General features: G+C 49.4%; 10 protein-coding genes and 1 pseudogene. 5 read left to right on the top strand and 6 right to left on the bottom strand.

Annotation, left to right across the window (positions count from 1 at the left end):
• Position 1 precedes the first annotated feature (1 nt).
• Genes K300_RS0102095 through K300_RS0102075 form a run of 5 tightly spaced genes read right to left on the bottom strand, consistent with a single transcriptional unit; the run spans position 2 to position 3,538 of the window.
• Positions 2-640, bottom strand: a complete 639-nt coding sequence (locus K300_RS0102095) for a uracil-DNA glycosylase (protein WP_022850009.1) — start codon at positions 638-640, stop codon at positions 2-4.
• The gene (gene coaBC / locus K300_RS0102090; RefSeq protein WP_022850008.1) at positions 637-1,821 is read right to left on the bottom strand and encodes a bifunctional phosphopantothenoylcysteine decarboxylase/phosphopantothenate--cysteine ligase CoaBC; all 1,185 of its coding nucleotides are present in this window, start codon (positions 1,819-1,821) and stop codon (positions 637-639) included. The genes K300_RS0102095 and coaBC overlap by 4 nt, the downstream gene beginning before the upstream one ends.
• Positions 1,814-2,035: a DNA-directed RNA polymerase subunit omega gene (gene rpoZ / locus K300_RS0102085; protein ID WP_022850007.1), complete on the bottom strand. Its 222-nt coding sequence runs from the start codon at positions 2,033-2,035 to the stop codon at positions 1,814-1,816. Before rpoZ ends, coaBC begins: the two co-directional genes overlap by 8 nt.
• A gap of 3 nt (positions 2,036-2,038) precedes the next feature.
• Positions 2,039-2,656 (bottom strand): guanylate kinase, encoded by a 618-nt coding sequence (gmk, locus tag K300_RS0102080; RefSeq protein ID WP_022850006.1) that lies wholly within the window; start codon positions 2,654-2,656, stop codon positions 2,039-2,041.
• A 6-nt stretch (positions 2,657-2,662) separates the two neighbouring features.
• The gene (locus K300_RS0102075) at positions 2,663-3,538 is read right to left on the bottom strand and encodes a YicC/YloC family endoribonuclease (RefSeq protein ID WP_022850005.1); all 876 of its coding nucleotides are present in this window, start codon (positions 3,536-3,538) and stop codon (positions 2,663-2,665) included.
• A 78-nt stretch (positions 3,539-3,616) separates the two neighbouring features.
• On the opposite strand from K300_RS0102075, the gene K300_RS0102070 reads away from it, so the two are divergent.
• The 3 genes from K300_RS0102070 to K300_RS15885 all read left to right on the top strand — a co-directional run bounded on the left by K300_RS0102070 (position 3,617) and on the right by K300_RS15885 (position 7,967).
• A complete protein-coding gene (locus K300_RS0102070) occupies positions 3,617-4,381 on the top strand; it encodes a slipin family protein (protein ID WP_022850004.1) in 765 nt (254 codons plus the stop codon).
• A gap of 30 nt (positions 4,382-4,411) precedes the next feature.
• Entirely contained in the window at positions 4,412-7,057 is a 2,646-nt protein-coding gene (gene acnA, locus K300_RS0102065; RefSeq protein WP_022850003.1) for an aconitate hydratase AcnA, read from the top strand.
• Positions 7,058-7,328: 271 nt separating this feature from the next.
• Entirely contained in the window at positions 7,329-7,967 is a 639-nt protein-coding gene (locus K300_RS15885) for a hypothetical protein (RefSeq protein ID WP_022850002.1), read from the top strand.
• 147 nt (positions 7,968-8,114) lie between these two features.
• Here K300_RS15885 and K300_RS0102055 read toward each other — a convergent pair whose 3' ends face one another.
• Positions 8,115-9,674 (bottom strand): T6SS phospholipase effector Tle1-like catalytic domain-containing protein, encoded by a 1,560-nt coding sequence (locus K300_RS0102055; RefSeq protein WP_022850001.1) that lies wholly within the window; start codon positions 9,672-9,674, stop codon positions 8,115-8,117.
• 668 nt (positions 9,675-10,342) lie between these two features.
• Between K300_RS0102055 and K300_RS0102045 the strand changes: the two genes are divergently transcribed.
• Positions 10,343-11,035: an alkaline phosphatase gene (locus K300_RS0102045; protein ID WP_022850000.1), complete on the top strand. Its 693-nt coding sequence runs from the start codon at positions 10,343-10,345 to the stop codon at positions 11,033-11,035.
• Positions 11,036-11,059: 24 nt separating this feature from the next.
• Positions 11,060-13,260: pseudogene (locus K300_RS0102040) on the top strand (alkaline phosphatase).
• Positions 13,261-13,284 lie beyond the last annotated feature (24 nt).

Genomic DNA, 13,284 nt, shown 5'->3' with positions numbered 1-13,284 from the left:
GCTACATTTTGCCGAGAGTTTTCATAACCTTTTGGAGATCTTCCCAAACAAATTTCTTCATCTTAGGATTACGAAGAAGATACGCAGGGTGGAAGGTGGGCATAACCATGATACCGTTCATATCCACGTATTCTCCGCGGATCTTGGATATGCTTGTTTTTGTTTTAAGCAGATACTGGGCTGAGACGCTCCCGAGGCAGACAATAACCTTCGGCTTAACCATCTCGATCTGTTTATACAGGTAAGGTATGCAGGCATCCGCCTCATCCTGATAGGGAGCACGGTTGCCGGGAGGACGACATTTAACGATATTTGCGATGAAAACATCCTCACGCTCGTACTTCATGGCGATGATCATCTTTGTAAGCAACTGACCGGCTCTCCCCACAAAGGGTATCCCCTGCTTGTCCTCTTCTGCGCCAGGCCCTTCACCAACGAACATCAGATCCGCATTCATATCACCAACACCATAGACAACGTTTGTACGGGTCTCGTGGAGGTGGCATTTAGTGCAGGAAAGAACCTTTTCCTTGAAATCCTCTTCCTCGGGGTCTTCTGGGACGGCGGGAACCTGTGGTTCAAGGATTTCACTGACTCCGTAGATCTCCTCAATGGGGTTTTCATCGAAAAGCCTGCTCATTTGTCATCCCCGAGCATATCTAATGCGTATTCGAGGACAGCTTTGCCGAGCTCAAACTTGCCAGCCTTTGCAAACTCCTTGCTGGAGCCGTCTCTGAAATATATTACAGCCTCGTTATCTGCGGAGTTAAATCCTATGTCATTTCTGGATATATCATTAGCTACAATCATATCCAGAGATTTACTCTTCAACTTCTTCAGGGCATTGTCCGCAACATCCTGTGATTCTGCGGCAAATCCACAAAATACCTGCCCTTCTCTCTTATACGGAGCAAGCTCCTTAAGGATATCGGGGTTGCGCCTCAGCTTGAGCACCATCTCGCTCTCATCCTTTTTAATTTTATGCTCGGAAACCTCTGCCGGTGCATAGTCTGCCACGGCGGCGGCCATTATGAGGATGTCGCAACTGTCTATGTTTTCTTTAAGAGCATCAAGCATATCATTTGCGGATATGACCGGTATGAGCTCATGCTCCTTTGTATCCACCTTGAGTGGGCCGGCTATGATAAGTACCTCTGCACCAAGGCTTCTTGCTGCATCGGCAACGGCAAGTCCCATCCTTCCGCTTGAGTGGTTTGATATGAAGCGTACGGGATCAACCGCCTCGACAGTAGGCCCTGCGGTCACAATAACCTTCTTTCCCGCCAATGGCCTGGGTCCTGCACACATGTTGAAGATAACATCAGGATCGGGCATACGCCCTTTTCCGGTGGTTCCGCATGCGAGCTCGCCGCTGTCCGGCTCCATAACCGTATGCCCTAGTCTTTCGAGTTTGGAAAGGTTTTCCTGTGTCATTGGGTTCTCAAGCATGTTCGTATTCATGGCTGGAACCACGAAGAGTGGTCTGCGATACACCAATACAGTAGAAGTCAGCAGATTGTCTGCTATCCCTCCTGTTATCTTGGCTATGGTGTTTGCTGTGGCCGGGGCAATAATGAAAAGATCCGCCCATTCGGCCAGATCTATATGCTCAATAAGCTCGGGGTCCAACCCCGGGTCAAACTCTCCGACATAGCACCTTGTGCCTGTTACGGACTCAAATGTAAGCGGTGTAATAAACCGGGCGGCGTTATCTGTCATGATAACCTTAACGTTCCATCCGGCTCTTTTGAAAAGACGGCAGAGCGTAGGTATCTTATAGCAGGCTATTCCGCCCGAAACGCCAATTAGAACGTTACTCATTTTCCTCTTCAATCTGTCTAAAGGCAACCTTTTCTCTGATAAGCTCATCAAGGGCGGTGGTGGTCACTTTATAGTGGTCGCCAAGCTGTGCATCAAGGGTATTCTCCCTAGCATCATTAAGCTCTTTCGCACGAACACCCGCCATATGAACAAGCCTGAAACGGCTCCTTACATGGGGTTTTCTTATTATCTTTTCGATATCAAGCATCGGCATGGTCTATTGTTCCTCCTTTTCCATAAGGTCGTGTATGCTGTTTATATCAATGGTTTTCAGATGCTCCGCAAGGTATACGGATGATAGGCATCTGTAAGCTTCGTCAAAATCCTGGTTAAGTATAATATAATCGTACTCGCCGAAAAGCTTAAGCTCTTTTCTGGCATTATCAAGCCGGAGTTTCATTATCTCTTCGGGTTCCGTACGTCTGTTTCTAAGGCGTTTCTCAAGCTCTGCAATACTTGGTGCGGTTATGAAGATATATACCCCGTAGCCCAGCTTCTTTCGCAACTGTCTTGCACCCTGGGGGTCAATGTCAAGGAGAACGTCCCTTCCGTCGGCGAGGTATTCCTCAACGGTTTTCTTCCTCGTTCCGTAGTAGTTATTGTGGACTTTTGCCCATTCGATGAACTCTCCGTCCTCAATCATCGATTCAAATTCTTCAACGTTTATAAAGAAATAGTCCCGCCCATGCTCTTCGTCATGGCGGGGCTGTCTGGTTGTGTAGGAGATGGAATAGCTTATCCGCTCCTCTTCCTCAAGGAGACGGTTGCAGAGGCTGGTTTTCCCCGCACCGCTCGGTGCACTGACCACAAAGAGCTTGCCTTTCCATACCTTCATATCAACTCAGACTATGTTTTGTACCTGTTCGCGTATCCTGTCCAGTTCGCTTTTGCCCTGGACTACGCCGTTGATTATATCCACCTTCGAGCTCTTTGAGCCGATGGTGTTAAACTCCCTGTTGAATTCCTGACAAAGAAAGTCAAGCTTTTTACCGCAGGGGGAGCCCTTGGCGAGGGTTTCACGGAACTGTTTCAGGTGGGACACAATTCTTGTAACCTCTTCGGTTATATCCCCTTTTTCGGCGTGCATGGCCGCTTCCTGAACTATCCTGTCCTCGGTAATCTCGCCATCTGTTATATCTTTAAGACGTGAACGGTATTTGTCGTACCAATATTGATAAACGTCATTACGGTTTTCGTCAATCTCATTATTGATCGATTCGATAATATTAAGCCTTTCCTCAAGATCATCCCGAAGGCTGTCCCCTTCACTTACCCTCATGGAATCTATCTCGGTGCAGGCTTTTTCAACCGCTTCGAGTAGAACCGGCTTAACGAGCTCACCTATCTGGTCATCCTCCTTGGTTCCGATAACATCGGGGAGACTGAGAACGTTGTCAAGCTCGGGCTCACCCTTAACGCCGTAGTCGTTCTTCATCTCATCCATGAGGGCGAGATAACCCTCAAGGAGCTCATGGTTGAGCATCGGCTTGTACTGTGATTTCTTAAGAACGACATCAACATAGACATCGACCTTGCCTCTCTCCAAAAGCTCCCTTATCCTGTTTTTGAGGGTAATCTCAAGAAAGGCGAGATAACGGGGCATACGGATGTTAAGATCAAGATATTTGCTGTTTACGCTTTTCATTTCGATTCTGACATCGCATACATCGGCAGAAACAGCGGCCTTGCCGTAGCCTGTCATACTTCTTATGTTCATGGGGTAAACTCCGGTTTTCTGGAAAATGTTTGTTATTAAGGTTAAAATGATACAGAAATTGATTTTGGAGGTCAACTGATGTTTCAGGCGAGTACTGTTCTTCTGATACTTGTAGTTCTACTAATCGCCAACGGCATTCGTATTCTGCGTGAATATGAAAGGGCTGTTATCTTCCGTCTTGGCCGGTTTTCCGGAGTGCGCGGACCGGGTCTTATCATCGTAATCCCCATCATTGAGAAGATGGCAAAGACAAACCTTCGTACCGTGGTCATGGATGTTCCCCCGCAGGACATTATCACAAAGGACAACGTCTCCGTGGAGGTTAATGCGGTTATCTATTTCCGTGTAATAAACTCCCAGAACGCCATCCTTGAGGTTGAGGATTACTACTACGCCACAAGCCAACTCGCTCAGACAACGCTGCGAAGTGTTATCGGCCAGTTTGAGCTTGATGATCTCCTTAGCAACAGGGAGAAGATTAACCAGGAACTGCAGGATATTATCGATGCGCAGACAGACCCCTGGGGCGTTAAAGTGAGCTCGGTGGAGATAAAGCACATCGACCTCCCCCAGGAGATGCAGAGAGCTATGGCAAAGCAGGCCCAGGCAGAGAGGGAGCGAAGAGCGAAGATCATCCACGCCGAGGGTGAGATGCAGTCTGCCCAAAAGCTTGCAGAGGCGAGCGATATCATGCAGAAGAGCCCCATATCTGTCCAGCTCCGTTACCTGCAGACTCTTACGGAGATCTCTGCGGAGAAGAACTCCACCATAGTATTCCCGCTACCTGTGGAGCTGCTTAGCACATTTATGAACAAATTCGGAAATACAGGAAAGAATGAATAACCTTAACATATGATATGAAAAGGAGTTTTTATGAAAAGAGCTGATTACAAAAAAACACTGGAGACCTCAAAGGGCTCCCTCACAATGTATGACATAATGAAGCTGAAGAAGGATGGAGTCGGCGACATAAACAGGCTCCCTTATTCTATACGTGTCCTTGTGGAGAATCTTCTGCGCAACATGGACGGCGAGGTGGTAAGCGAAGAGGATGTGAAAGAGATCGCAAACTGGAAGACCACCTATGACGCACCCCATGAGATCCCATACCACCCGGCAAGGGTTATCATGCAGGACTACACGGGCATACCCGGCGTTGTGGATCTTGCCGCCATGAGAGACGCCGTTGATGATATGAAGAAGGACCCTTCCGTTATTAACCCCCTTGTACCTGTGGATCTTATCGTAGACCACTCCGTACAGGTGGACTACTTCGGCAGTAAGGACAGCCTTGAGAAGAACGTTGCCCTTGAGTATGAACGTAACGGCGAACGCTACTCCGTCCTTAAATGGGGACAGAAGGCGTTCAGCAACTTCCGCATCGTCCCCCCGAGCTCGGGCATATGCCATCAGGTGAACCTCGAGTATCTCGGCAAGGTTGTGGATACCAGAGAGATCGACGGTGAGAGCGTAGCCATATGCGATACCCTCGTGGGTACCGACAGCCACACCCCTATGATCAACGCCATCGGCGTTATGGGCTGGGGCGTTGGAGGTATCGAGGCGGAGGCTGTTATGCTCGGACAGCCCTACTACATGCCCATCCCCGAAGTTGTGGGTCTTAAGCTCACAGGAAAGATAAAGGAGGGGATCACAGGAACGGATGTGGTTCTCACCATTACCGAGCTTCTGCGTAAGCACAACGTGGTCGAGAAGTTTGTCGAGGTCTTTGGCCCCGGAATAAAGGAGCTTAAGCTACCCGACAGATCAACCATATCGAATATGTCCCCCGAATTCGGCTGCACCATGAGCTTCTTCCCTGTGGACGACGAAACACTCCGCTACCTCCGTTTCACCAACAGGGAGGAGGAAGCTGAGCTGGTTGAGAAGTATACAAAAGAGAACGGCCTTTTCTATGACGGAACGGACGAGCCGGAATACTCAAGCGTTGTGGAACTGGATCTCTCCACCGTTGAACCATGTGTTGCAGGCCCCTCAAAGCCCCAGCAGAGGGTGAAGCTCCCCGATCTGCCAAAGGTTATCGAAGAGGGCTCTAAAAACGAGAAAGAGATCCCCCTAACCCTTAACGGAGAGGATTTCAAACTGAAGAACGGCTCCGTTGTTATAGCGGCCATAACATCATGCACAAACACATCGAACCCCTTCGTTATGGTTGGTGCAGGGCTTGTGGCAAAGAAGGCACTGGAACACGGTCTGCGTGTACCCCCTTACGTGAAGACAAGTCTCGCACCCGGCTCCAAGGTGGTGACGAGCTATCTTGAAAAATCGGGTACGTTGACATACCTTGAGGCTCTGCGCTTCCATCTGGCAGGATATGGATGCACAACATGTATCGGAAACGCCGGCCCCCTTAACCCCATTATAGAGGATGCGGTTAAGGAGAACGGGCTTAACGTTGCCTCTGTGCTTTCAGGCAACAGAAACTTCGAAGCGAGGATACACGGCAGTGTCCGCTCAAACTTCCTCGCCTCCCCCATGCTCGTGGTTATATACGCACTTGCGGGAACCACAACCAAGGACCTCACAAACGAGCCTGTGGCCTATAACCCCAACGGTGAACCCGTTTATCTTAAAGACCTGTGGCCCACCTCCGAAGAGATTTGGGAGCTTGTGGAGAAGAGTATTTCCAAAGAGGATTTTGAGCGAGAATACGGACGTATCCTTGATGGCGACAGGTTCTGGCAGGAGCTTGAGGCACCCTCCGGTGAGATATTCCAGTGGGATCCTAAGTCAACATACATACGCAGACCCCCCTACTTCGAAAACTTCCCCGTTAATCCCCCCGAGCCGGAGGATATCTGCGATGCTAAGATAATCGCCCTGCTCGGCGATACTGTAACCACCGACCACATAAGCCCCGCAGGCTCCATCCGCCCCGACTACCCCGCAGGAAGATATCTGCAGGAACACGGGACAGAGCCCGCCGATTTCAACTCCTACGGCTCCAGAAGGGGTAACCATGAGGTGATGATGCGGGGAACCTTCGGCAACGTCCGCATTAAAAACAAGCTGGTCGAACCCAAGGAAGGGGGCTACACCCGCATAATGCCTGACGGCGGTGAGGAATTTATCTACGATGCCGCAATGAAGTACATGGCGGAAGGCAAAACCTCCGTCGTCTTCGGCGGTAAGGAATACGGCACAGGCTCCAGCCGTGACTGGGCCGCCAAGGGAACCAAACTCCTAGGTATACGTGCTGTCATCGCCGAAAGTTTCGAGCGTATCCACAGAAGTAACCTCGCCGGAATGGGCATTCTACCCCTTGTTATCAAAAACGGCGAGTCGTGGGCATCCCTCGGAATCGACGGAACCGAGGAGGTGACCATCGAAGGGCTCAGGGATATAAAACCGAGAGGAACCCTCAGAGTTACGGCCAAAAAACCGGATGGACAGGTTATCCAGTTTGACACTCTCTGCCGCCTTGACACCGATGTGGAGATTCAATACTTCAAGCACGGCGGAATCCTCGATTTCGTTCTGAGAAAACTAACCGTATAAACCATCAAGCCCCCTCTATAACGAGGGGGCTTTTTATCAGACACACCAGCCTGTTACGATCTTACCTGTTAAGTTTTTCCCCCTTTGGCCGATATACATCTTACGACGCAGAAAGTCCCCGTTCAGGGGCAAATTTAGGATGAACTGCCAGGCAGGGTTCGAACCATCCATCCAGACTTTTTCAAAGGAATGAAACCGGGTTCTTCAATGAACAGCATACCATTGCGTTCGAAGAACCAATACTAAGGACAGTATATTTCGGAGGAGAATCATGCTTGCTAATGCATACCAGTCCGCCCTTATGCGGCCCCAGCCCAATAATGTTCCCCAGCATGCCAACAAGGGGGGCAATTCAGAAAACGTTCACAACTCAGCACCCAAAAGCCTCAGAGATGCCATAACAGCATTTGCGGAGAAACTCTTTGAGGAAGGTCCCGGTGCAGTGGACTCATGGAACGGTCAGACAGCCTCTTCTGTTTCCGTACAGATGAACGAATACAGCTATCAGTCATTCAACGAGCAAACGGGAGAACACGTTTCCATAAGTCAGACGAGCATCAGCATAACAATCGAGTTCGGAGATGAAGCCCAATCGGCAGAGGAAACACCCGATGAAGCTGAGGGAACCGGCGGCATCTACGATGAGATGTTCGGCAAAGACGGCTATTGGGGTGCAGAAAAAACATCCGACAGGCTCCTTGATTTCGCAGAGGCGATTTCCGGCGGAGACCCCTCAAGGCTTGAGGCCGCCAGAAGGGGCGTTCTCAAAGGCTTTGAAGCGGCTGAAAGGGATCTCGGCGAGCTACCCGAGGTGGCTCACGACACCCTCGAGCTCACCCTTGAAAAGCTCGATGCACTCATTGAGGAACTCAGAGGTACAGAGGAAAAGGCTCTCGATCTGACAGCATAATATATTGGATAAACTGGGGATCACCTTAAAACAATGCTCCCCGGCTTTCTCAAACATTAACTTGTTACATAAGTGTATATCAAATAAGTCCATAAATGCCCCGGTGAAGATGCCGGGGCTTTTTTTGTGCTGGACAGGTTTATATGCTCACTCCACCCTCTTCACCCGAAGGCGTATGCTCCCCTTGTTGTCATCGTAGGAACGCCATGCGTCGTTTGAGAAGCAGTACAGATAGCCTTCGTGATTGATTTCAAGCGGGTTGCTCTCCCCATGAGACGCAAGGTGCACATATTGATGAGGATACGGTGAGCCGTCATTCTTCGTCCCCCTTCTCTTCCTGCTTGAATCGGCACACTCCCCCATATCGTTGGCAACCGATCCCACCATGCAAAACCAAGGAAAACCCTCTACCCTCTTTGTAAGGGGAAGGTCCGATGATTTATTATCTGCCAGCCTCTCGTAAGCATCCTCAACCATACCAAAGGCAGAGCCGGCAGCTTTCTTTATCATCCCCCCGAATATTGAGCCGTCATCATCCTCTGCACCCCTCCAGTCGGATTTCTCACCATCATTAACCCATTCACCATCGGCGCTGAATATATAGCTCCCCTTCTCGATGAATATGCCGGTATAGTTCCAACGTTCAGAGGCAAAAACATCAAACTCTACCTCTTCACCCTTCTCCAAAATCTTTGTGGGGTAGTATTTCGGATAACCCGGAGGGGAGACCCGCTGTCTCTCAAAGGCGCTTTCGTGGAAATGCTCCGAGCCTTCTATCATCGCCGGTATGTTTCTCGGCCTTGAGCGAAGCTTTGAAAGCATCCCCCTGTAGGAATCGTGGAGTACCCCGCAAGGGTCCGGCTTAAGGGTTTTTTTCCAGTTATCACGGAATTTCAGCCCGATATTTTCAGCCTCCTCAACCATCCAGATAAGAGCACCGTCCGAAAGGTCGCATGTTACATTACCGCCGCCGACATCGGAATGTGCCCCGGGGAACCATTTCTCAACGATTCCTTTATGCACATTCTCAGGTTTGGCTGTTCCCCCTTCTCTGTTGGTCCAGCGGGTTACTGTGAAGCTTGAGCGGATCTCATCGATGGCCATGGCGTGACGTCCGTGTTTCACATTCGATCCCAGGTTATTGTCGTAGAATTCCCAGTCCTTCTTATCATCAAACAGATTTATTACCTCAAGGTCATCGGGTATCCCGAGCGCACCTACGGTATCCCATACCCCAATCAGCTCAACATCCGGCTTTATAAATGAATCAAAACTTTCAAGGCCGCTCTCTGTCCGGTAAGCCTCGAATACTCGATGCACCTTCTTCCACTGCTCGTGTGATGTTTTATCCTTAATATGGGGAAGGCCTATCCCCAGAAGCCCGCCAAGGCTTCGTGCTGTGAATGCGCCCCGGCTGAAGCCGAAAATGTATATCCTGTCACCCTCTTCATAGTTCATGGCGAGCCAGTGGTATCCACTGCAGATCTTATCCTCTATCCCCTTGCCCATCATCCCGCCTAATAGTGAATCAATAAAACCTTCAGTGCCTACACCGGGGTGATAGTACACTTTCTGTTCATTACCGTCACTATCCCTGTCTGCCACAAGGTTTGAGATCTTATATACATTTGTCGTACTGCTCACCCCGTCCTTATTCATTTCCGGGTCGTTCCATGTGCCGTCGTAGCATATGACAAGACTTTTCATAATACACTCTCCTTATTTATAAAATTATTGATGCCTATGCAGACATGCACAGTCGTGATCATACATTTCTCTCAGGAGGAGAGGAAAAAAATGAAATAAAGAGCTAAAGCAACGATTGGATATCATACAAAGCATCACACAAGACTAACACACGTTTTGTTAATTTCAATCATGTTTCGTTGCTGTCTGTTGCGAGTTGTATTTCATAATGGTTGTAGATTTCATGGATTACGGAATAGGATGCGCATTTTCTATACAATTTGACGCACAAGGAAGGCACGTTGCCCGGTATAGAATCAATGTTCATTATGAAACTTTCAGATTATTGTCAAATGCTCAGCACAATCACACAGATATTCTATACATAATTGCTAGTATTCATAAAGCAGCCGAATATCAAAATTCATGCATATCACTGTATAATAAGGAGTATCTCTATAAGCAATACCTGCAACTAAATAAGGACTTTGGGATTGTAAGAATATTTTTCCATAAAACCGGGTTTATGTAACAAGCAAATGTTCCTATACAAGCGAGACTTATCACATCATAACATTTACATTTACGTTATTGATTATATCTATGACAGATACCTGACATAAATAGTCAATAAGAGGTTGCCCGAAATATAGCGGTTCGAAGAACCTAATAATCTATGAAGGTTAGCCTTGAATACCAAACTCTTGAAACTCATTGCAGCACTGCTTGTGCTCGCATTTATCGCCGGCTGCGGAGGCAGTGACGGAGATGACGGGCTCAACGGTGCAGATGGTCAGGACGGAATGGACGGTTCTGACGGCTCTGATGGACAGGACGGTCAGGATGGATACACCCTTCCGAAGAACGTAATCCTTTTCATCGGTGACGGTATGCACGAAGAGCATGAAGCTGCAGCAAGCAGATACCTTTATGGTAGCACTAACGGCCTTGTATGGGATGATGCATCCGCCTTCCCCTACTCTAACTATGCAACAACACGGGATGTTAATACTTACAATAACTACGCCGCATACATGGGTGCAGACAACTATACTCCCGCCAGCTTTTCCGGCAAGGTAGGATACGATCTCCTCGCCGCAGGTACTGCTTCCGTTAAGAAAGATGCCTACTTCCTCGACTCATCCACTGGCGCAAGCGCTACCGATTCAGCTTCTGCAGGTACAGCAATGTCCACAGGCCAGAAGACCGATTCCGGCAACATAGCATGGGAAACTGGTGATACTGCAGGCGGCAACCTTACAACAATCGCAGAATACTTCAGAGACAGCCTCGGCAGAAGAATGGGTGTTGTTTCCACTGTTGAGTTCTCCCATGCAACCCCCGCTTCCTTCGTAAGCCACAACGTAAGCAGAAACAACTAAGGCGAAATCTCCGATGAGATAGCCATGACAACCAAGCCCGATGTTGTTATTGGTGCTGGTCACTTTAACTTCGTAGGAAGCTACAAGTACTTCACAGAGGCGAGCTACAACTCTGTAAGCACCGACCCTGAGTACGTTTATGTAGAAAGGGTTGATAACGTTACCGGTTCCGATGCCCTTAAAGCTGCCAAGGATCAGGCTATCGCTGATGATAAGAAGCTCTTCGGGGTATTCGGCGCATGGCAGATCGACACCCCCACAGTTACAGACACCCCCGGTGCTCCCACCTTCGCAAAGACTGATAACGAGAGCCCCGTTCTTGAGGAGTCCACTGAGGCGGCAATCGAGGTTCTCAGCCAGGATACAGACGGCTTCTTCCTCATGGTTGAACAGGGTGACATCGACTGGAACAACCATGCAAACAACTACGCCGGCATGGTCGGTGCGGTTCTTGACCTTGACAGAGCGGTTGCAAAGACCGTTTCCATGGTCGACAACAACACCAACGGTATGAGCTGGGACAACACGCTTGTAATCGTTACTTCTGACCACGGCAACAGCTACCTCCGCTTCAACACCACCAAAGAGCTCGGCATGGGTGACCTGCCCGCTCAGGTTGCGGACAACGGAAGCTGTGAATACGAATACTGCGGCGACTTCATATACCCCGAAGGTGATGTATTTTACGGAACAGGCGGACACACCAACGAGCTTGTTTCCATCTATGCCAAGGGTAAAAACGTTGAGCTTTTCTCCGATGAGGAAGGAAAGTACTACAGCGGTACAAGCCTTATCGACAACACCCAGATCTACTCTGTTATGAAAGAAGCTGCTGAGAACGGTACTAAGAACGTTATCCTCTTCATCGGTGACGGAATGCAGAAAGCACACGAGATTGCTGGCTCCAGATACATGTATGGCGGAGACGACAACCTCACATTCCACAGCTTTGACTGGACGGGCAACGTAACTACCTGGGACGTTGACTCCTACAACAGCTACGCAGCTGCTAAAGGTGCCAACAAGTACGACGGCGTGAACATCGACTGGAGTATCGGTTACGATGCTGAAACCGCAGGCGAACTCCCCTACCCCCTTCTTGAAGACTACTTCATGAACTACGACGGAAACCAGTTCGCTACAGATTCAGCTTCCGCAGGCACTGCTATGGCTACTGGTCTTAAGACTGATTCCGGCAATATCTCATGGGAAACCCTTGACCCCGCAGACGGCGACCTTATAACCATCGGTGAGAAGGTTCGTCATCAGAGAGGCGGAGCCATCGGTATCGTATCAACAGTTGAATTCTCCCACGCTACCCCTGCTACTTTCGCAAGCCACAACATCAACAGAGGTAACTACGGCGAGATTGCAGACGAGATAGTCCAGAACATCAAGCCCGAGGTAGTTATCGGTGCAGGACACCCCAGCTACGTTGGAGAGTACAAGTACATCACAGAAGACAGCTACAATGCCCTTGCAAACGGTTCCGAGTATGTGTTTGTAGAAAGAACAGACGGAGTTTACGGCGGTTCAGCCCTTCTTGCCGCAGCAGACACTGCTGTGTCCTCCGGCAAGAAGCTTTTCGGTCTCTTCGGTGACTGGCAGATAGCTACACCCATCGCCACAGACACACCCGGAAGCCCCTCTGTTGCAGATGCCAACACAGACAACCCCCTTCTTTCCCAGTCCACTGAGGCCGCCCTCAAGGTTCTCAGCCAGGATGAGGACGGTTTCTTCCTTATGGTTGAGCAGGGTACATCGACTGGAACAACCATGCAAACAACTACTCCGGCATGGTCGGTTCCGTATGGGATCTTGAGCAGGCTGTAATGAAGGCCATCGAGTTCGTTGACGAGCCCGGCGACCTTATCGACTGGTCAAACACCCTCATAATCGTTACATCCGACCACGGAAACAGCTTCCTAAGAACAAACACCGCTATGACTCCCGCCCTCGGCGATCTTCCCACTCAGGAGGAGGATGACGGAAGCTGTGACGCAGAGTATTGCGGTGATTATGTTTATCCCGACGGCGATGTTTTCTACGGTTCCGGCGGACACACCAACGAACTCGTTTCCGTATACGCAAAGGGTTATGCAGCAGAAGAACTCTTCAGCAAGTACGAAGGCGACTTCTACTCCGACGTAACTACCAAGGTTATTGACAACACTCATATCTTCCATGTTATGGCTGACTTCTTCGAAGTAACACACGCTCAGTAAACTGACGTAAGAACAGCCCTGATA

Origin of the sequence: Limisalsivibrio acetivorans (genome assembly GCF_000421105.1) — a bacterium.
GTDB classification, from domain to species: domain Bacteria; phylum Chrysiogenota; class Deferribacteres; order Deferribacterales; family Geovibrionaceae; genus Limisalsivibrio; species Limisalsivibrio acetivorans.
The sequence above is the reverse complement of the archived record's forward strand: the minus strand, read 5'-3'. Positions and strand labels throughout refer to the sequence as shown.

Coding starts and splice junctions, on each gene's coding strand:
- acnA (WP_022850003.1), top strand. CDS start 4,412: ATGAAAAGAGCTGATTACAAAAAAACACTGGAGACCTCAAAGGGCTCC.
- K300_RS0102095 (WP_022850009.1), bottom strand. CDS start 640: ATGAGCAGGCTTTTCGATGAAAACCCCATTGAGGAGATCTACGGAGTC.
- K300_RS15885 (WP_022850002.1), top strand. CDS start 7,329: ATGCTTGCTAATGCATACCAGTCCGCCCTTATGCGGCCCCAGCCCAAT.
- K300_RS0102070 (WP_022850004.1), top strand. CDS start 3,617: ATGTTTCAGGCGAGTACTGTTCTTCTGATACTTGTAGTTCTACTAATC.
- coaBC (WP_022850008.1), bottom strand. CDS start 1,821: ATGAGTAACGTTCTAATTGGCGTTTCGGGCGGAATAGCCTGCTATAAG.
- rpoZ (WP_022850007.1), bottom strand. CDS start 2,035: ATGCCGATGCTTGATATCGAAAAGATAATAAGAAAACCCCATGTAAGG.
- K300_RS0102075 (WP_022850005.1), bottom strand. CDS start 3,538: ATGAACATAAGAAGTATGACAGGCTACGGCAAGGCCGCTGTTTCTGCC.
- gmk (WP_022850006.1), bottom strand. CDS start 2,656: ATGAAGGTATGGAAAGGCAAGCTCTTTGTGGTCAGTGCACCGAGCGGT.
- K300_RS0102055 (WP_022850001.1), bottom strand. CDS start 9,674: ATGAAAAGTCTTGTCATATGCTACGACGGCACATGGAACGACCCGGAA.